Raw genomic sequence first — 17,081 nt, forward strand, 5'->3', positions numbered from 1 at the left:
GGCGAATGACTCACCTATAACTTACCCAGTTTGGTGCGCAGGCGTTTAATGGCCTGGCTGTGCAGCTGGCTCACCCGTGACTCGCCCACCTCCAGCACGGCACCAATCTCTTTGAGATTGAGCTCTTCCTGGTAATAGAGGGTTAACACCAGTTGCTCACGTTCCGGTAAAGCTTCAATCGCTTCCATCACGCGCTGGCGTAAATTCCCTTCCAGTAAGTGGTGTAACGGGTTTTCTTGCTGATGTTCATCCGTCACCAGCTCGATGCTATCGCCATGCTCTTCGCGCCACTCATCATAAGAGAAGAGTTGGCTGTTATTGGTATCGAGCAACATCTGACGATATTCTTCAACAGGAATGCCCAGACGTTCCGCCACTTCGGTTTCCGTCGCGTTGCGCCCCAGTTCCTGTTCCAGCTGCCCCATCGCATGCGCCACTTCGCGCGCGTTGCGGCGAACGCTGCGCGGCACCCAGTCGCGGCTGCGCAGCTCGTCCAGCATCGCACCACGAATACGCTGCACTGCGTAAGTCGTAAATGCCGTTCCTTGCAGAGCGTCGTACCGGTCAACTGCATTCAATAACCCGATACCGCCCGCCTGTAGCAGATCGTCCAGTTCCACGCTCGCCGGCAAACGCACCTGGAGGCGCAATGCTTCGTGACGCACCAGCGGAACATAACGCTGCCACAGCGAGTGTTTATCCATTACACCTTCAGCGGTATAGAGTGAATTCACGATAAACAGCCCTGCGTTAGTTGAGTTATCGGCATGATTATCCGATTCTGGAGGGGTTTTAATCGGGTGAATAGTGGGTGAAATGAGGGGTTATTTGGGGGGTTACGCTTGTGCGTGGATAGAAAAAACCCCGCCGAAGCGGGGTTTTAGCTTAATCAGGTGATTAGCCTTGCAGCAGAGACAGAACCTGCTGAGGAACCTGGTTAGCTTTGGACAGCACGGAGTTACCGGCCTGCTGGATGATCTGCGCTTTAGACATATTTGACACTTCGGTCGCATAGTCGGCGTCCTGAATACGGGACTGCGCTTCAGACAGGTTGGTGGTGGTGTTGTTCAGGTTGGTTACCGCAGAGCTCAGACGGTTCTGTACCGCACCCAGAGAAGAACGGAATTCGTCTACTGATGCGATTGCAGAGTCCAGCGCGGCCAGAGGGCTGGCTGTTTTAATGACAGAATTATCATTCACAGCATTAGTAGTGGTCGTTACTACAGCTTTGTCTACAGTAGCTGGTGAGGCAGTGGCATCACCTTTAGTGAATGCAACGGTTGCCTTAGTGTAGTTACCATCTGCATCCTTAGTTGCGTACTGAGTATCACCGTTTTTATCTTCATAAGTATACAAGTCGACAGCGTTGCCAGAAGCATCTTTAATGTCTGCGCTAGCAACTGTTACGTCATCAGTACCATCTTTACCTGTTACATTCGAGCCAACCGCAGTGAAACCACTGGTTACGTTGAAGTCATTGAGGCCCAGTTTAGTTGAATTGATTTCTCTTAAGTTAATTGAGATAGTCTCGCCATCATTCGCACCAACCTGAATTTTCATTTCCCCGGTTTTAGACAGCACATTCACGCCGTTGAACTGAGTCTGCTTGGAAACACGGTCGATCTCTTCCAGGCGGGATTTAATTTCATCCTGGATTGAAGACAGGTCAGAATCAGAGTTAGTACCGGTCGTTGCCTGAACGGTCAGTTCACGAACACGCTGAAGGTTGTTGTTGATTTCAGACAGTGCGCCTTCAGTGGTCTGCGCCAGAGAGATACCGTCGTTAGCGTTACGTGCAGCCTGAGTCAGACCTTTGATGTTAGAGGTGAAGCGGTTAGAGATTGCCTGGCCCGCAGCGTCATCTTTCGCGCTGTTGATACGCAGACCAGAAGACAGACGCTCGATAGAAGAAGACAGAGCGGACTGGTTCTTGTTGATGTTGTTCTGAGTGATCAGCGAGAGGCTGTTGGTATTAATGACTTGTGCCATGATTTCGATTCCTGTTGTTCATCAAATCTGTTTGGTTAGATTTGGGTTTCCACCCTTCGGCTTCATCGCCGTCAAAAGTGTTATCGTCTGGTCCAAACCAACCTTTAGATTTTTTTTCAGGATCGCGTTAATTTTTTTAGCCACGGAAAAGCTCTTCTCTATTACCGTTATTCCCGCCATTAAAAAAAAGAAATTAACCGTAAACTTTCCCCCATAAAAGCCGATAACCCCACTATTCGTTCTACGTGTCGATAGATTAAGGAATAAATATGGCAAGTATTTCATCATTGGGGATTGGATCGGGTCTTAAGTTAGCAGACATTCTGGATAGTCTGACCAAGGCCGAAAAAGAGCAGCTGACGCCGATTTCCAAACAACAGTCATCTTATACCGCCAAGCTGAGCGCTTACGGCACGTTGAAGAGTTCACTGGAAGCCTTTCAGACTGCCAACACCGCGCTGAATAAAGCCGACCTGTTTACGGCGACCAGCACGTCGAGCAGCTCCACGGCATTCAGCGCCACCACTACCGGCAGCGCGATTGCCGGTAAATACACCATCAGCGTGTCGCAGCTGGCGCAGGCGCAAACCCTGACGACCAAAAACGCGCAGCCGGATACCAAAACGGCCATTGCCACGGCTGACAGCAAGATCACCTTTACCGCCGGTAACGGTAAAGATCCGGTGACCGTCGATATCAGCGCGGCAAACTCCTCGCTGACCGGCATTCGCGATGCGATTAACAAAGCTGACGCCGGCGTGACCGCCAGTATTATTAACGTCGGTAATGGTCAGTATCGTCTGTCCATCACCTCCACCGAAACCGGGGCGGACAACGCGGTCAGCATCAGCGTGAGCGGCGACAGCGCCCTGCAATCCTTTATGGGTTACAACGGCACCAGCACCGACGCCAGCAACGGCATGACGGAAAGCGTCACCGCGCAGAACGCGAAGCTGAAGGTGAATAACGTCGATATCGAAAACAGCAGCAACACCATCAGCGATGCGCTGGAAGATATCACCCTGAACCTGAACGATGTCACCACCGGTAACCAGACGCTGACGATCGCTAAAGATACGTCGAAAGCGGAAACGGCGATGAAAGCCTGGGTGGATGCCTACAACACCCTCCAGGACAGCTTTGCATCGTTAACCAAATATACGGCGGTTGATGCGGGTACAGATGCGCAGGACTCCAGCAACGGCGCCCTGCTCGGAGACAGTACGCTGCGTACTATCCAGACGCAGCTGAAAACCATGCTGGGCAACTCCGTCGGCGGAACCGCCTATAAAACGCTGTCTCAGGTCGGTATTACTTCCGATCCAAGCACGGGCAAGCTGGAGCTGGATAGCGACAAGCTGAAAAAAGCGCTGACGGAGAACCCGGCTGCCGTGAAAGATTTGGTTGTGGGTGACGGTAAAACCACCGGGATCACCACCACCATGGCCACCCATCTGACTGACTGGCTTTCCAGTAAAGGGATTATTCAGGCTGCCAAAGATGGCGTAAGCAAAACGCTGAACAAGCTGACGGATCAATATAACTCAGTAAGCGAACGTATTGACGCAAGAGTGGCACAGTACAAAGCCCAGTTTACCCAACTGGACGTACTGATGACCTCGCTGAACAACACCAGCAGCTACCTGACGCAGCAGTTCGAAAATACGTCCAGCAACAAGTAGTAAACGCTAATCAGACCCGAGGGGGATAACATGTACGGCGCAAAAGGCACGCAAGCCTACGCAAAGATAGAAGTTGAAAGCGCGGTGATGAGCGCCAGCCAGCAGCAGCTGGTTATCATGCTATTTGATGGAGCCCTCAGCGCGCTGGTACGCGCGCGTCTGTTCCTGGCAGACGGTAATATCCCGGCAAAAGGGCTGGCGCTCTCAAAAGCCATCAACATTATCGAAAACGGGCTGAAGGTTGGCCTGGTGGAAAATAATGGGGATGAGCTTACGCAAAACCTGATTGCCCTTTATGCCTATATGGTACGTCGCCTCCTGCACGCCAACGTGAATAACGACGCCAGCGCCATCGAAGAGGTGGAAAACCTGCTGCGCAATATCGCTGACGGGTGGAAGGAGGTTGCCGGTACGCCACAACTGATGCAGGACGCCGTCTAATGAGTAACGCACCGCAACTTTATGCCCTTTATCAGCAACTCCTTGAGCAGAGCCAGTTGATGTTGCGACTGGCCCGGCAGGGACTATGGGATGATCTGATCATCTGTGAAACCGACTATGTTAATGCGGTGCACTCACTGGCTCGTCTCACTCAGGAAAGTGAACCTTCGACGCAGATTCAGGAGCAGCTTCGCCCGACGCTGCGGGTGATCCTGGACAACGAAGGCCAGGTAAAAACGTTGCTGCAAGCCAGAATGGATGAGCTGGCGAAGCTGGTCGGGCAATCTTCCATCCAGAAAACCGTTCTCTCCACCTACGGTAACCAGGGCGGTCATGTCCTGGTTCCGCAAAGTAATAGCGATATCAATTAGCCATTTAACTGGCGGGCAAACGTTAACCGTTTCGTTCGCCAGGCATTTCTGCCAAACCTGCTCCATACTTGAGTTTCGCGACCTCATGGAGATGGTGCATGCGCAACCCAACACTTTTACAATGTTTTCACTGGTACTACCCCACCGGCGGTGAACTGTGGCGAGAAGTCACGGCATTAGCCCCCAATCTGAACGAAATCGGCATCAATATGGTCTGGTTACCGCCGGCCTACAAAGGGGCATCCGGCGGCTATTCCGTCGGGTATGACTCTTATGACCTTTTCGACCTCGGTGAGTTTGACCAGAAAGGCAGCGTCGCCACCAAATACGGCGATAAAGCCCAGTTGCTGGAGGCCATCAACGCCTTAAAAAGTAACCAGATTGCGGTGCTTCTGGACGTGGTGGTCAACCACAAAATGGGGGCCGATGAGAAGGAACCCGTCCGCGTGCAGCGCGTGGATGCGCAGGATCGCACCCAAATCAGCGATGAGATCATCGAATGCGAAGCCTGGACGCGCTACACCTTTCCCGTTCGGGCCGGCCAGTATTCGCAGTTCATCTGGGATTACAAATGCTTTAGCGGTATCGACCACATTGAAAACCCCAATGAGGACGGTATCTTCAAAATCGTGAACGACTACACTGGCGAAGGCTGGAACGATCAGGTCGACGACGAGATGGGCAATTTCGATTACCTGATGGGTGAAAATATTGATTTTCGCAACCACGCGGTGACGGAGGAGATCAAATACTGGGCGCGCTGGGTGATGGAGCAAACCCACTGCGACGGCTTCCGCCTTGACGCGGTAAAACACATCCCGGCCTGGTTCTATAAAGAGTGGATTGAGCACGTCCAGGAGGTGGCCCCGCAGCCGCTGTTTATCGTGGCGGAATACTGGTCACACGAAGTGGATAAATTGCAGCACTACATCAATCAGGTGGACGGCAAAACCATGCTGTTTGATGCGCCACTGCAAATGAAATTTCACGAAGCCTCACGCCAGGGACGCGACTACGATATGAGCCAGATTTTCACCGGTACGCTGGTGGAAGCCGATCCGTTCCATGCCGTGACGCTGGTTGCCAACCACGACACCCAACCCTTGCAGGCGCTGGAAGCCCCGGTTGAAGCCTGGTTCAAACCGCTGGCCTACGCGCTCATCCTGCTGCGTGAAAACGGCGTGCCGAGCGTGTTCTACCCGGATCTTTTTGGCGCCAGCTATGACGACACCGGCGGGGATGGCGAGACGTATCACATCGATATGCCGGTGATTGAACAACTCCACGAGCTTATCCTCGCCCGGCAGCGTTTTGCCCACGGCGTGCAGACGCTGTTTTTCGATCATCCAAACTGCATTGCGTTCAGCCGCAGCGGGACTGAGGAGCACCCGGGCTGTGTGGTGGTGCTGTCGAATGGTGATGACGGCGAGAAGACGATCTGCCTCGGGGAAAATTACGGCAATAAGACCTGGCGTGATTTTTTAGGCAACCGCGAGGAAACCGTGACCACGGCGGCGGATGGCGAAGGGACGTTCTTCTGTAACGGGGGAAGCGTCAGCGTCTGGGTGATTGAGGACGCGCTGTAGGGCTGGAACAGTGCGGTCTGCGGACCCGCTCCCGAAGCGTACGCCATCCTCACAAAATAATGTCTGCACAGACGGCCCCCTCTCCCTTGAGGGAGAGGGCTGGGGTGAGGGGGAACATACGGCTCTGGTGGTCATTCCGTTCACGTTATGTTCCTTGCTACTCTGTCACAACATAACCGGTGAACGTGCCAGGGTGGCTCAGTCGCCACCACCCTGGCGACCCGGGCTTCCGGCGGAAAATCGCCGCTTCGCGGTGCCTTCGGCTTATTCCTTCCGGCTTATCGGGGACGGGCGGAGGTAACATCCCTGTAAAGCCCGCCCTCTCGGCGCATCCCTGCGCCTCGCCCCGGCCTACAGGAAACGCCTCAGCGATTTACAGCCGGACCAGAGCATCGCTGAAAGCCTTCAGTCGTTCTCAAACAAGTTTTTTGCTTCGGGTTAAAAGTTACGGAAGCTTACTCTCCAGCGGATTCTTACTCAGGTAATCTGCGCATTCCACCGTTGGACGGTCAACCTTGTACAGTTCCATACCGTCATACTCCAGCGCCGCCCCATCACGCTCCAGCGGATAGACATCCAGCTTACGCGTCACGTTATAATAATCATCTGAACGCAGCATGATCTTACCCGGCACCGCGATAACGCGCTGCCACTGACGGCAATCCAGCGTATCCCCTTCTGGCGTCACCACCAGCGTGGCGATCGCTTCCGGGCTCACCATCGCGCTCTGCGGCCCTTTCGACTGCCAGTAACCTGCCAGTTGCGAAGGTACCGGGTGCTTAATCACTTCCTGATAGTTATCTACCTGAACACATCCCGCTAACGTCAGCATCGCAGCCACAATTGCTACTTTTTTCATCATCTTTCCTGCATGCGAAGAAAAAAATATTGTGGCATTAAAGCCATCAGGCTGCCAGCGTAAGATAGGTATTGATTAAACCTGCATGCCCATCACTTCCTGGTATGCCGACACCAGCTTGTTACGCACCTGCAACCCCATCTGCAATGACACCGACGCTTTTTGCAGATCGGCCATCACATCGTTGAGCGCCACGCCGGGTTCGCCAAGGGTAAATCTCTCAGCCTGGGTACGGGCCGCGTTTTGCTTGTCGCTGATCCGGTCCAGCGCCGCATGCAGTTGACCGGCGAAACTGACGCCCGGCGGCTGGTCAGCCACGCTCTGATTACGGGCGGTCATCGCCGTTGCCTGTAACTGACTGAGTACCCCTTCAATGCCCTGTATAGCCATGACTCTCCCCTGGATGGTTTTTTACGAGGTCAAGACTAACAGCTTGTCAATAAGATAATGGCGGTAAATAGCGTTAAAAAACCAGGTTATTTGACGCATAGAAAATCCCGAATCATCAAATAATGGCAGGGCCATCAGTATGGAACTTTTGTCGTGTTTGCCGACCCGGGAGTCAGTTTTGTTTCTCTACACGAATAACGTAAACCACCAGGATTTAAGAGGTGCGCAATGAGTGCGACAGCAGCATCGACAGCGCCACAGAATAAATCACTCGAGTGGATGAACCGCCTTCGCGCCAACCCTAAGATCCCGTTGATTGTGGCAGGCGCTGCCGCCATTGCGATCGTTGTCGCGATGGTCTTATGGGCAAAAAGCCCCGATTACCGCACGCTCTACAGCAACCTTTCCGACCAGGATGGCGGTGCCATCGTCACCCAGTTGACCCAGATGAACATCCCGTATCGCTTTGCCGATAACGGCGGTGCACTTGAAGTACCGGCAGATAAAGTGCACGAGCTTCGCCTGCGTCTCGCCCAGCAGGGGCTGCCGAAAGGCGGCGCGGTTGGGTTTGAGCTGCTGGATCAGGAAAAATTCGGCATCAGTCAGTTCAGCGAGCAGGTTAACTACCAGCGCGCGCTGGAAGGTGAGCTGGCCCGTACGATTGAAACCTTAGGCCCGGTGAAAAGTGCCCGTGTGCACCTGGCGATGCCTAAGCCGTCCCTGTTTGTCCGCGAACAAAAGTCCCCTTCTGCCTCTGTGACCGTTAACCTCGAACCTGGCCGTGCGCTGGATGAAGGGCAGATCAGCGCCGTCACGCACCTGGTCTCCAGCGCGGTGGCCGGTCTGCCGCCAGGTAACGTCACGCTGGTGGATCAGAGCGGTCATCTGCTGACGCAGTCCAACACCGCCGGGCGCGATCTCAACGACGCCCAGCTGAAATACGCCGCCGACGTGGAAGGCCGTCTTCAGCGTCGCATTGAAGCGATTCTGGGCCCGGTGGTCGGCAGCAGCAATGTGCACGCGCAGGTCACCGCGCAGATTGATTTCTCGAATAAAGAACAGACCGAAGAGCAGTACGCTCCGAACGGGGATGCCTCCCGCGCCGTGTTACGCTCGCGTCAGATCAATGAGACGGAACAGGTCGGCGGCCAGTATCCTGGCGGTGTGCCGGGCGCGCTCTCTAACCAGCCTGCGCCTGCCAACGCCGCGCCAATCTCCACCCCGCCGGCAAACCCGCAGAACGGTCAGCAAACGAATCAGCAGACGACCTCGACCGCGAACAGTACCGGCCCGCGTAACAGCAGCCGTAACGAAACGACCAACTACGAAGTCGACCGGACCATCCGCCATACCAAACTGAACACGGGCGATATTCAGCGTCTCTCTGTTGCCGTGGTGGTGAACTACAAAACGCTGCCGGACGGTAAACCGCTGCCGCTCACGGCGGAGCAGATGAAGCAGATCGAAGATTTGACCCGCGAAGCGATGGGCTTCTCTGAAAAACGTGGCGATACCCTCAACGTTGTGAACTCACCGTTCAACCCGGTGGATGAGACCGGTGGCGAACTGCCGTTCTGGCAACAGCAGGCGTTCTTCGATCAGCTGATGTCCGCAGGCCGCTGGCTGCTGGTGCTGATTGTCGCGTGGCTGCTGTGGCGTAAGGGCGTTCGTCCTCAGCTACAGCGTCGTGCTGAAGCCGAGAAAGCCGCGCTGGAACAGAAGAACGCGCGTCCGGACGAGGAAGAAGCGGTTGAAGTTCGTCTCAGCAAAGATGAACAGATGCAGCAGCGTCGTGCTAACCAGCGCATGGGCGCAGAGGTGATGAGCCAGCGCATTCGCGAAATGTCAGATAACGATCCGCGCGTCGTCGCGCTGGTCATCCGCGGTTGGATGGGTAACGAACATGAGTAATACGCTTACAGGCACCGATAAGAGCGTCATCCTGCTGATGACCATTGGGGAAGATCGCGCGGCGGAGGTGTTTAAACACCTCTCCCAGCGAGAAGTGCAGATCCTCAGCGCGGCGATGGCCAACGTGCGCCAGATCTCTAACAAGCAGCTGACCGAGGTGCTGGCGGAGTTTGAGCAGGAAGCCGAGCAGTTTGCCGCCCTCAACGTCAACGCCAACGAATACCTGCGCTCCGTGCTGGTTAAGGCGCTGGGCGAAGAGCGCGCCGCCAGCCTGCTGGAAGATATTCTCGAAACGCGCGACACCGCCAGTGGGATCGAAACGCTCAACTTTATGGAGCCGCAAAGCGCCGCCGATCTTATTCGCGACGAGCACCCGCAGATTATCGCCACCATTCTGGTCCACCTCAAACGGGGCCAGGCGGCCGATATTCTGGCGCTGTTCGACGAGCGCCTGCGCCACGACGTGATGCTGCGTATCGCCACCTTCGGCGGCGTCCAGCCAGCCGCGCTGGCGGAGCTGACCGAAGTGCTGAACAACCTGCTCGACGGCCAGAACCTCAAGCGCAGCAAAATGGGCGGCGTGAGAACGGCAGCGGAAATCATCAACCTGATGAAAACGCAGCAGGAAGAGGCGGTTATTACGGCGGTACGCGAGTTCGACGGCGAGCTGGCGCAGAAAATTATCGACGAGATGTTCCTGTTCGAAAACCTGGTCGAAGTGGACGACCGCAGCATCCAGCGCCTGCTCCAGGAGGTGGACTCCGAATCGCTGCTTATCGCCCTCAAAGGCGCCGAGCAGCCGCTGCGCGAGAAGTTCCTGCGCAACATGTCCCAGCGTGCGGCCGATATCCTGCGCGACGACCTGGCCAACCGTGGCCCGGTGCGTCTGTCTCAGGTGGAAAACGAACAGAAAGCGATCCTGCTTATTGTTCGTCGACTGGCCGAAACCGGCGAGATGGTGATTGGCAGCGGAGACGACACCTATGTCTGATGAACTGTCGTGGAAGCGCTGGACGCCTGACGACCTCTCCCCTCCCAGCGCAGAGTTCACCCCTGCCGTTGTGTCGTCCGACGAGGGCGACGCCGGGGCGGGCGAACCCGAGCTGAGTGAAGAGGAACAGCGCGCCCAGTTGCTGGCCCAGATGCAAATGCAGGCGCACGAACAGGGCTTCAATGCAGGGATGAACGAAGGCCGTCAGACCGGGCACGCACAGGGTTATCAGGAAGGGCTGGCGAAAGGTTTAGAGCAGGGCATCGAGCAGGCGCGCCAGCAGCAGGCGCCGCTACATGCCCGCATGCAGCAGCTGGTGAGCGAGTTTCAGCACACGCTGGATGCGCTCGACAGCGTGATTGCCGCGCGCCTGATGCAGATGGCGCTGGAGGCGGCCCGTCAGGTGATCGGCCAGACGCCGATAGTGGATAACGCCGCGCTGATTAAGCAGATCCAGGGGCTACTCCAGCAGGAGCCGCTGTTCAGCGGCAAACCGCAGCTGCGCGTTCATCCTGATGATTTGCAGCGCGTGGAAGAGAGCCTCGGCGCGACGCTGAGCCTGCACGGCTGGCGGCTGCGCGGCGATCCGTCACTTCATCATGGAGGCTGTAAGGTCTCGGCGGATGAGGGCGATCTGGATGCCAGCGTCGCGACCCGCTGGCAGGAACTGTGCCGCCTGGCGGCACCGGGAGTCGTCTGATGACCGCTCGCCTTACGCGCTGGCTTAACACGCTTGATAATTTTGAAACGAAGATGGCGCAGCTGCCATCCGTTCGTCGTTATGGACGCCTGACGCGCGCCACCGGTCTGGTTCTGGAAGCCACGGGGCTGCAACTTCCGCTCGGCGCCACCTGCGTGATTGAGCGTCAGGACGGGGGCGACACGCGTGAAGTGGAAAGCGAAGTGGTCGGGTTCAACGGTCAGCGCCTGTTTCTGATGCCCCTTGAAGAAGTGGAAGGGATTTTGCCCGGCGCCCGCGTCTACGCGAAAAACATTAGCGGTGACGGCCTGCAAAGCGGCAAACAGCTGCCGCTCGGTCCGGCGCTGCTGGGCCGCGTCCTGGACGGAAGCGGAAAACCGCTCGATGGCCTGCCCTCCCCTGATACCACCGAAACCGGCGCGCTGATCACCCAACCCTTCAACCCGCTGCAACGCACGCCAATCGAGCACGTACTGGATACCGGCGTGCGGCCGATTAACGCCCTGCTCACGGTGGGACGCGGCCAGCGTATGGGGCTGTTTGCCGGCTCCGGCGTGGGTAAATCGGTCCTGCTCGGCATGATGGCGCGTTATACCCAGGCGGACGTGATCGTCGTGGGGCTGATTGGTGAGCGTGGTCGCGAAGTCAAAGATTTCATCGAAAACATTCTGGGTACGGAGGGCCGCGCCCGCTCGGTGGTGATCGCCGCGCCTGCGGACGTGTCGCCGCTGCTGCGTATGCAGGGTGCCGCCTACGCCACGCGTATTGCGGAAGATTTCCGCGACCGGGGCCAGCACGTTCTGCTGATTATGGACTCCCTGACCCGCTACGCGATGGCGCAGCGTGAGATTGCACTGGCCATCGGCGAGCCGCCCGCGACCAAAGGCTACCCGCCGTCGGTCTTCGCCAAGCTCCCGGCGTTGGTTGAGCGCGCGGGGAACGGCATCAGCGGCGGCGGCTCCATCACCGCGTTCTATACGGTACTGACCGAAGGTGATGACCAGCAGGACCCGATTGCCGACTCCGCACGCGCGATCCTCGACGGCCATATCGTGCTGTCGCGCCGTCTGGCCGAAGCCGGGCACTACCCGGCGATTGATATTGAAGCGTCGATCAGCCGTGCGATGACGGCCCTGATCACCGAGCAACACTACGCCCGCGTGCGTAACTTCAAACAACTGCTCTCCAGCTTCCAGCGCAACCGCGATCTGGTAAGCGTCGGGGCGTACGCCAAAGGCAGCGACCCGATGCTCGATAAAGCGATTGCCCTCTGGCCGCAGCTGGAGGCATTTCTGCAACAGGGTATTTTTGAACGCGCCGACTGGGAAGATTCCCTCCAGGCACTGGAGCTGATTTTCCCGCAGGTGTAACACAGGTGGAGGGCGAAGGTCATGGCGCAGAACAGCGCGTTATCAACGCTGAAAGATCTGGCTGAAAAAGAAGTTGATGATGCCGCATTGCAGCTTGGTGCAATGCGACGCGGGTGCCAGCAGGCTGAAGAACAGTTGAAGATGTTAATCGACTATCAGCATGAATATCGCACCAACCTTAACACCGACATGACGCAGGGCATTGGTAGCCAGCGCTGGATTAACTATCAGCAGTTTATCCAGACGCTGGAAAAGGCGATTGAGCAGCATCGCCAGCAGCTTAACCAGTGGACGCAAAAAGTCGATACCGCGCTGAATTTCTGGCGCGAGAAAAAACAGCGGTTGCAGGCCTGGCAAACCCTACAGGACCGGCAGATTGCAGCCTCGACCCTGGCGGAAAACCGTCTGGATCAGAAAAAAATGGATGAGTTTGCCCAGCGCGCATCAATGAGGAAACCTGAATGATCACACTGCAACAACTGCTGATGACCGACAGCGACCCGTCCGGCGGCACGCTTGCCGGGAAAGGCGCTGAGGGCGCGCAAGATTTTCTCTCTCTGCTGGCGGGCGCGCTGACCGAGACCACTGGCAAAGGCAAAGATGCCCCGCTGACGCTGGCGGATCTGAAAGCGGCGGGCAGCAAGCTCTCGACAGCGGCAAAGGAAAAAAACGGTGATACCACGCTCCAGGCCAAAATCGCCGAACTGCTCTCCCGTCAGGAGACTCTAACTGATGAAGATACCGCCGTCTCCCTGCAAAGCCTCGTCTCCGGCCTGAAACCCGCCGCGAATACGGATGCGCTGAAGGCGCTGACCCAGCCGGAGGCGAAAACAAACAGCGAGACCACGACTGAAGAAGAGGAGCTGGCCGGGTTAAGCGCGCTGATGGCGATGTTACCGCACCAGCAGACCACCACCCCGGTAGCGACGCAGCCTGCGAGCACCGGGGAGATCGCCCCCCGTGCCGCCCTCCCCTCTGCGCTAGCCCAGACGGATAACGGCCAGCATCAGCCGCTTAGCCATGCGTTAACGGGTCAGGAAAAAATGCCGGTTCAGGACAGCGACACCTCGCTGCCCGCCACGGCAGCCGTTACGCCAGCCGTCGCCGCCGTCGCGGAGAAGCAGGACGTAGCGAGCGCGGCGTCGCCTGCCGCCAGCCCAACCGCGACGCTGGCCCCGATCGTCAGTCACCTGGCGCCTTCACAGCCTGCCGCTACCGTTGCGACAGCGCCGGTGTTAAGCCAGCCGCTGGGCACGCACGAATGGCAGCAGAATCTGAGCCAGCACATCACCCTGTTCACCAGACAGGGACAGCAGACCGCAGAGCTGCGTCTGCACCCGGAAGATCTGGGTCAGGTGCAAATTTCGCTTAAGCTGGATGACAACCAGGCACAGTTGCAGATGGTTTCGCCCCACAGCCACGTTCGCGCGGCGCTGGAAGCGGCCCTGCCGATCCTGCGCACGCAGCTTGCGGAAAACGGCATTCAGCTTTCCCAAAGCAGCGTCAGCAGCGAGGGCTTTACCGGGCAGCAGCAGTCCTCATCCGGGCAGCAACAGCACGCTTCGCGTTCCGGCCAGCATGGCGGGTTTAACGATGAGAGTGAAGAGTTATTGCCTGCCCCTGCCGCCCTGCAATCCGCCGCGCGCGGCAGCCGTGCCGTAGACATCTTTGCCTAAACGCCAGAGGTAACGTGATTATCCCCGTCTTTTCCACGCTTTGACCTAAGCCGGACACGGGATAATCACCGTATTAAGCTGTACCGAAACAGGAAGCTCGTATCAGATGACAGACTCCGCTATCACCAAAAAAAGCAAGCGTTCCATCTGGATCCCGCTGCTGGTGTTGATTACCCTCGCGGCCTGCGCCACCGCAGGCTACAGTTACTGGCGTATGCAGCAGGAACCCTCCAGCGCGGCCGCCAAAGCTGAAGCGCCGCCTCCACCGGCGCCGGTCTTCTACCCGCTGGATACGTTCACCGTGAACCTGGGCGATGCGGATCGCGTGCTTTACGTGGGTATTACGCTGCGTCTGAAAGATGAAGCGACCCGTGCACGTCTGAACGACTACCTGCCAGAAGTGCGTAGCCGTCTGCTGCTGCTGTTTTCTCGTCAGGATGCCTCCGCGCTCGCCACCGATGTGGGCAAGCAAAAGCTGGTCGATGCCATCAAACAGACGCTGGCGACCCCGCTGGTAAACGGCCAACCTAAGCAGGAAGTCACTGACGTTCTGTATACAGCCTTCATTCTGCGGTAACGACATGGGCGACAGTATTCTTTCTCAGGCAGAAATCGATGCGCTGCTCAACGGCGACAGCGATAAGAGTGACGAACCGAAACCGGGTCTGACCGGCGACGATAATATTCGTCCCTACGATCCCAATACCCAGCGTCGCGTGGTGCGCGAGCGTTTACAGGCGCTGGAGATCATCAACGAACGTTTCGCACGTCAGTTCCGTATGGGGCTGTTTAACCTGCTGCGTCGTAGCCCGGATATCACCGTCGGTGCCATCCGCATTCAGCCGTATCATGAGTTTGCCCGCAACCTGCCGGTGCCAACCAACCTTAACCTGATCCATCTGAAACCGCTGCGCGGTACCGGCCTGGTGGTGTTCTCGCCAAGCCTGGTGTTCATCGCAGTGGACAACCTGTTCGGTGGCGATGGCCGTTTCCCGACCAAAGTGGAAGGCCGGGAGTTTACCCATACCGAACAGCGCGTGATTAACCGCATGCTGAAGCTGGCGCTGGAATCCTACAGCGACGCGTGGAAAGCGATTAACCCGCTGGAAGTGGAGTACGTGCGTTCCGAGATGCAGGTGAAATTTACCAACATCACCACCTCCCCGAATGACATCGTCGTGAATACCCCGTTCCACGTCGAGATCGGCAACCTGACGGGTGAGTTCAACATCTGCCTGCCGTTCAGCATGATTGAACCGCTGCGCGAACTGCTAGTGAACCCGCCGCTGGAGAACTCACGTCACGAAGATCAGAACTGGCGTGAGAACCTGGTGCGTCAGGTGCAGCACTCGCAGCTGGAGCTGGTAGCCAACTTTGCCGACATCTCCATGCGGTTATCGCAGATCCTGAAATTACAACCCGGCGACGTTTTGCCGATAGATAAACCCGACCGCATTATTGCCCATGTGGATGGCGTACCCGTGCTGACAAGCCAGTACGGCACGATTAACGGCCAGTATGCGTTACGCGTTGAGCACTTGATCAACCCGATTTTGAATTCGCTGAATGAGGAACAGCCCAAATGAGTGACATGAACAATCCGTCCGATGAAAACAGCGGAGCACTGGACGATCTGTGGGCTGACGCGTTAAACGAGCAGAAAACGACGCCGACGAAAAGCGCGGCAGACGCGGTCTTTCAGCAGTTAGGCGGCGGCGACGTCAGCGGCACGTTGCAGGACATCGACCTGATTATGGACATTCCGGTCAAGCTCACCGTTGAGCTGGGTCGCACCCGCATGACCATTAAAGAGCTGCTGCGCCTGACGCAGGGTTCCGTGGTGGCGCTTGACGGTTTAGCGGGTGAGCCGCTGGATATTCTGATCAACGGCTACCTGATTGCACAAGGCGAAGTGGTGGTGGTGGCCGATAAATACGGCGTACGTATCACCGACATCATTACCCCTTCCGAACGTATGCGTCGTCTGAGCCGTTAAGTATGAAAACCCAGGCAACACTGTCCGCGCCCTCCGCCGTACCCGGCTCACCGCTGCTCCAGGTGAGCGGCGCGCTGTTCGGTATTATTGCCTTTATCCTTATCGCCGCCTGGCTGGCAAAGCGTTTCGGTCTGGCGGGGAAAACGGCCGGTACCCGCGGGTTGAAGGTCAGCGCCAGCACCCCGCTAGGACCGCGCGAACGCGTGGTCATTGTGGAGGTGGAAGATGCGCGACTGGTGCTGGGCGTGACCGCCTCCAGCATTAACGTTCTTCACACGCTGCCCCCTGCGCCTGCCACGGTGGAGGCTAACGCCCAGGCCCCTGCGGATTTCCAGTCCGTTATGAAGAGTTTGCTCAAGCGTCCCGGGAGATCCTGATGCGCCGTTTGTTATTCCTTACGCTGGCAGGCCTGGGCCTGTTCGCGCCCTCTGTGTATGCGCAACTGCCGGGGCTGGTTTCCACGCCGCTGGCGAACGGGGGACAAAGCTGGTCCCTGTCCGTGCAGACGCTGGTGTTCATCACCTCGCTGACCTTTATCCCGGCGATCCTGCTGATGATGACCAGCTTCACCCGCATCATCATTGTGTTTGGTCTGCTGCGAAATGCGCTCGGCACACCGTCCGCACCGCCCAATCAGGTGCTGCTGGGTTTAGCCCTGTTCCTGACCTTTTTCATTATGTCGCCGGTTATCGACAAGATTTACACCGAGGCGTACCAGCCGTTCAGCGAAGATAAAATTTCCATGCAGGTTGCCCTGGAAAAGGGGGCTCAGCCATTACGTGAATTTATGCTTCGCCAGACGCGCGAAGCGGATTTGGCCCTGTTTGCCCGTCTCGCTAACACGGGCGAGTTACAGGGACCGGAAGCGGTGCCGATGCGCATCCTGCTGCCAGCGTATGTCACCAGCGAGCTGAAAACCGCGTTCCAGATTGGCTTCACCATTTTCATTCCGTTCCTGATTATCGACCTGGTGATCGCCAGCGTCCTGATGGCGCTCGGGATGATGATGGTTCCGCCCGCGACCATTGCCCTGCCCTTTAAGATCATGCTGTTCGTGCTGGTCGACGGCTGGCAGCTGCTGGTCAGCTCGCTGGCGCAGAGTTTCTACAGTTGAGGAGC

General features: G+C 57.1%; 19 protein-coding genes. 15 read left to right on the forward strand and 4 right to left on the reverse strand.

Going from position 1 to position 17,081, the window contains the following annotated elements; all coding sequences use genetic code 11:
- Positions 1 to 14: 14 nt before the first annotated feature.
- Both L384_RS02510 and L384_RS02505 read right to left on the reverse strand, forming a co-directional pair.
- Positions 15 to 734, reverse strand: coding sequence for an RNA polymerase sigma factor FliA (locus L384_RS02510; protein ID WP_003859623.1), 720 nt, complete (start codon positions 732 to 734; stop codon positions 15 to 17).
- A gap of 163 nt (positions 735 to 897) precedes the next feature.
- Positions 898 to 1,989: a FliC/FljB family flagellin gene (locus tag L384_RS02505; protein WP_023324903.1), complete on the reverse strand. Its 1,092-nt coding sequence runs from the start codon at positions 1,987 to 1,989 to the stop codon at positions 898 to 900.
- Positions 1,990 to 2,258: 269 nt separating this feature from the next.
- Between L384_RS02505 and fliD the strand changes: the two genes are divergently transcribed.
- The 4 genes from fliD to amyA all read left to right on the forward strand — a co-directional run bounded on the left by fliD (position 2,259) and on the right by amyA (position 6,069).
- On the forward strand, positions 2,259 to 3,671 hold the full coding sequence (gene fliD / locus L384_RS02500) for a flagellar filament capping protein FliD (RefSeq protein WP_023324904.1): 1,413 nt from the start codon (positions 2,259 to 2,261) through the stop codon (positions 3,669 to 3,671).
- A 30-nt stretch (positions 3,672 to 3,701) separates the two neighbouring features.
- Complete coding sequence (fliS, locus tag L384_RS02495; protein WP_003859616.1) at positions 3,702 to 4,112, forward strand: flagellar export chaperone FliS; 411 nt, start codon at positions 3,702 to 3,704, stop codon at positions 4,110 to 4,112.
- Positions 4,112 to 4,483 carry a flagella biosynthesis regulatory protein FliT gene (fliT, locus tag L384_RS02490; protein WP_003859615.1) on the forward strand — a complete coding sequence of 124 codons (372 nt, stop codon included), beginning with the start codon at positions 4,112 to 4,114 and terminating at the stop codon, positions 4,481 to 4,483. Before fliS ends, fliT begins: the two co-directional genes overlap by 1 nt.
- Before the next feature lie 98 nt (positions 4,484 to 4,581).
- Positions 4,582 to 6,069 carry an alpha-amylase gene (amyA, locus tag L384_RS02485; RefSeq protein ID WP_003859614.1) on the forward strand — a complete coding sequence of 496 codons (1,488 nt, stop codon included), beginning with the start codon at positions 4,582 to 4,584 and terminating at the stop codon, positions 6,067 to 6,069.
- Positions 6,070 to 6,514: 445 nt separating this feature from the next.
- Here the strand turns inward: amyA and yedD are convergent, their stop codons facing one another.
- Positions 6,515 to 6,928, reverse strand: a complete 414-nt coding sequence (gene yedD, locus L384_RS02480) for a lipoprotein YedD (protein ID WP_003859613.1) — start codon at positions 6,926 to 6,928, stop codon at positions 6,515 to 6,517.
- A 75-nt stretch (positions 6,929 to 7,003) separates the two neighbouring features.
- Entirely contained in the window at positions 7,004 to 7,318 is a 315-nt protein-coding gene (gene fliE, locus L384_RS02475) for a flagellar hook-basal body complex protein FliE (protein ID WP_003859612.1), read from the reverse strand.
- A 228-nt stretch (positions 7,319 to 7,546) separates the two neighbouring features.
- Here fliE and fliF point away from each other — a divergent pair, with 228 nt between their 5' ends.
- The 11 genes from fliF to fliP all read left to right on the forward strand — a co-directional run bounded on the left by fliF (position 7,547) and on the right by fliP (position 17,076).
- Positions 7,547 to 9,229: a flagellar basal-body MS-ring/collar protein FliF gene (gene fliF, locus L384_RS02470; protein ID WP_017383346.1), complete on the forward strand. Its 1,683-nt coding sequence runs from the start codon at positions 7,547 to 7,549 to the stop codon at positions 9,227 to 9,229.
- On the forward strand, positions 9,222 to 10,220 hold the full coding sequence (gene fliG, locus L384_RS02465) for a flagellar motor switch protein FliG (protein WP_003859608.1): 999 nt from the start codon (positions 9,222 to 9,224) through the stop codon (positions 10,218 to 10,220). Before fliF ends, fliG begins: the two co-directional genes overlap by 8 nt.
- Entirely contained in the window at positions 10,213 to 10,920 is a 708-nt protein-coding gene (gene fliH, locus L384_RS02460) for a flagellar assembly protein FliH (RefSeq protein WP_003859606.1), read from the forward strand. Before fliG ends, fliH begins: the two co-directional genes overlap by 8 nt.
- Complete coding sequence (fliI, locus tag L384_RS02455) at positions 10,920 to 12,290, forward strand: flagellar protein export ATPase FliI (protein WP_003859604.1); 1,371 nt, start codon at positions 10,920 to 10,922, stop codon at positions 12,288 to 12,290. Before fliH ends, fliI begins: the two co-directional genes overlap by 1 nt.
- Before the next feature lie 21 nt (positions 12,291 to 12,311).
- Positions 12,312 to 12,755: a flagellar export protein FliJ gene (gene fliJ, locus L384_RS02450; RefSeq protein ID WP_006811155.1), complete on the forward strand. Its 444-nt coding sequence runs from the start codon at positions 12,312 to 12,314 to the stop codon at positions 12,753 to 12,755.
- The gene (gene fliK / locus L384_RS02445; RefSeq protein WP_023324905.1) at positions 12,752 to 13,966 is read left to right on the forward strand and encodes a flagellar hook length control protein FliK; all 1,215 of its coding nucleotides are present in this window, start codon (positions 12,752 to 12,754) and stop codon (positions 13,964 to 13,966) included. The genes fliJ and fliK overlap by 4 nt, the downstream gene beginning before the upstream one ends.
- Positions 13,967 to 14,072: 106 nt before the next feature.
- The gene (gene fliL, locus L384_RS02440; protein ID WP_003859598.1) at positions 14,073 to 14,543 is read left to right on the forward strand and encodes a flagellar basal body-associated protein FliL; all 471 of its coding nucleotides are present in this window, start codon (positions 14,073 to 14,075) and stop codon (positions 14,541 to 14,543) included.
- Positions 14,544 to 14,547: 4 nt separating this feature from the next.
- On the forward strand, positions 14,548 to 15,552 hold the full coding sequence (gene fliM, locus L384_RS02435) for a flagellar motor switch protein FliM (RefSeq protein WP_003859594.1): 1,005 nt from the start codon (positions 14,548 to 14,550) through the stop codon (positions 15,550 to 15,552).
- Complete coding sequence (fliN, locus tag L384_RS02430; protein WP_003859592.1) at positions 15,549 to 15,962, forward strand: flagellar motor switch protein FliN; 414 nt, start codon at positions 15,549 to 15,551, stop codon at positions 15,960 to 15,962. Before fliM ends, fliN begins: the two co-directional genes overlap by 4 nt.
- A gap of 2 nt (positions 15,963 to 15,964) precedes the next feature.
- Positions 15,965 to 16,339 carry a flagellar biosynthetic protein FliO gene (gene fliO, locus L384_RS02425; protein WP_003859591.1) on the forward strand — a complete coding sequence of 125 codons (375 nt, stop codon included), beginning with the start codon at positions 15,965 to 15,967 and terminating at the stop codon, positions 16,337 to 16,339.
- Complete coding sequence (gene fliP / locus L384_RS02420; protein ID WP_003859589.1) at positions 16,339 to 17,076, forward strand: flagellar type III secretion system pore protein FliP; 738 nt, start codon at positions 16,339 to 16,341, stop codon at positions 17,074 to 17,076. The genes fliO and fliP overlap by 1 nt, the downstream gene beginning before the upstream one ends.
- The last annotated feature ends 5 nt before the right edge of the window (positions 17,077 to 17,081 follow it).

The sequence above is a fragment of the Enterobacter sp. MGH 38 genome, assembly GCF_000492855.1.
Taxonomy (GTDB): Bacteria; Pseudomonadota; Gammaproteobacteria; order Enterobacterales; family Enterobacteriaceae; genus Enterobacter; species Enterobacter hormaechei_C.

Coding starts and splice junctions, on each gene's coding strand:
- fliM (WP_003859594.1), top strand. CDS start 14,548: ATGGGCGACAGTATTCTTTCTCAGGCAGAAATCGATGCGCTGCTCAAC.
- fliT (WP_003859615.1), top strand. CDS start 4,112: ATGAGTAACGCACCGCAACTTTATGCCCTTTATCAGCAACTCCTTGAG.
- fliD (WP_023324904.1), top strand. CDS start 2,259: ATGGCAAGTATTTCATCATTGGGGATTGGATCGGGTCTTAAGTTAGCA.
- fliE (WP_003859612.1), bottom strand. CDS start 7,318: ATGGCTATACAGGGCATTGAAGGGGTACTCAGTCAGTTACAGGCAACG.
- L384_RS02505 (WP_023324903.1), bottom strand. CDS start 1,989: ATGGCACAAGTCATTAATACCAACAGCCTCTCGCTGATCACTCAGAAC.
- yedD (WP_003859613.1), bottom strand. CDS start 6,928: ATGAAAAAAGTAGCAATTGTGGCTGCGATGCTGACGTTAGCGGGATGT.
- amyA (WP_003859614.1), top strand. CDS start 4,582: ATGCGCAACCCAACACTTTTACAATGTTTTCACTGGTACTACCCCACC.
- fliO (WP_003859591.1), top strand. CDS start 15,965: ATGAAAACCCAGGCAACACTGTCCGCGCCCTCCGCCGTACCCGGCTCA.
- fliG (WP_003859608.1), top strand. CDS start 9,222: ATGAGTAATACGCTTACAGGCACCGATAAGAGCGTCATCCTGCTGATG.
- fliS (WP_003859616.1), top strand. CDS start 3,702: ATGTACGGCGCAAAAGGCACGCAAGCCTACGCAAAGATAGAAGTTGAA.
- fliJ (WP_006811155.1), top strand. CDS start 12,312: ATGGCGCAGAACAGCGCGTTATCAACGCTGAAAGATCTGGCTGAAAAA.
- fliK (WP_023324905.1), top strand. CDS start 12,752: ATGATCACACTGCAACAACTGCTGATGACCGACAGCGACCCGTCCGGC.
- fliP (WP_003859589.1), top strand. CDS start 16,339: ATGCGCCGTTTGTTATTCCTTACGCTGGCAGGCCTGGGCCTGTTCGCG.
- fliL (WP_003859598.1), top strand. CDS start 14,073: ATGACAGACTCCGCTATCACCAAAAAAAGCAAGCGTTCCATCTGGATC.
- fliN (WP_003859592.1), top strand. CDS start 15,549: ATGAGTGACATGAACAATCCGTCCGATGAAAACAGCGGAGCACTGGAC.
- fliF (WP_017383346.1), top strand. CDS start 7,547: ATGAGTGCGACAGCAGCATCGACAGCGCCACAGAATAAATCACTCGAG.
- fliI (WP_003859604.1), top strand. CDS start 10,920: ATGACCGCTCGCCTTACGCGCTGGCTTAACACGCTTGATAATTTTGAA.
- fliH (WP_003859606.1), top strand. CDS start 10,213: ATGTCTGATGAACTGTCGTGGAAGCGCTGGACGCCTGACGACCTCTCC.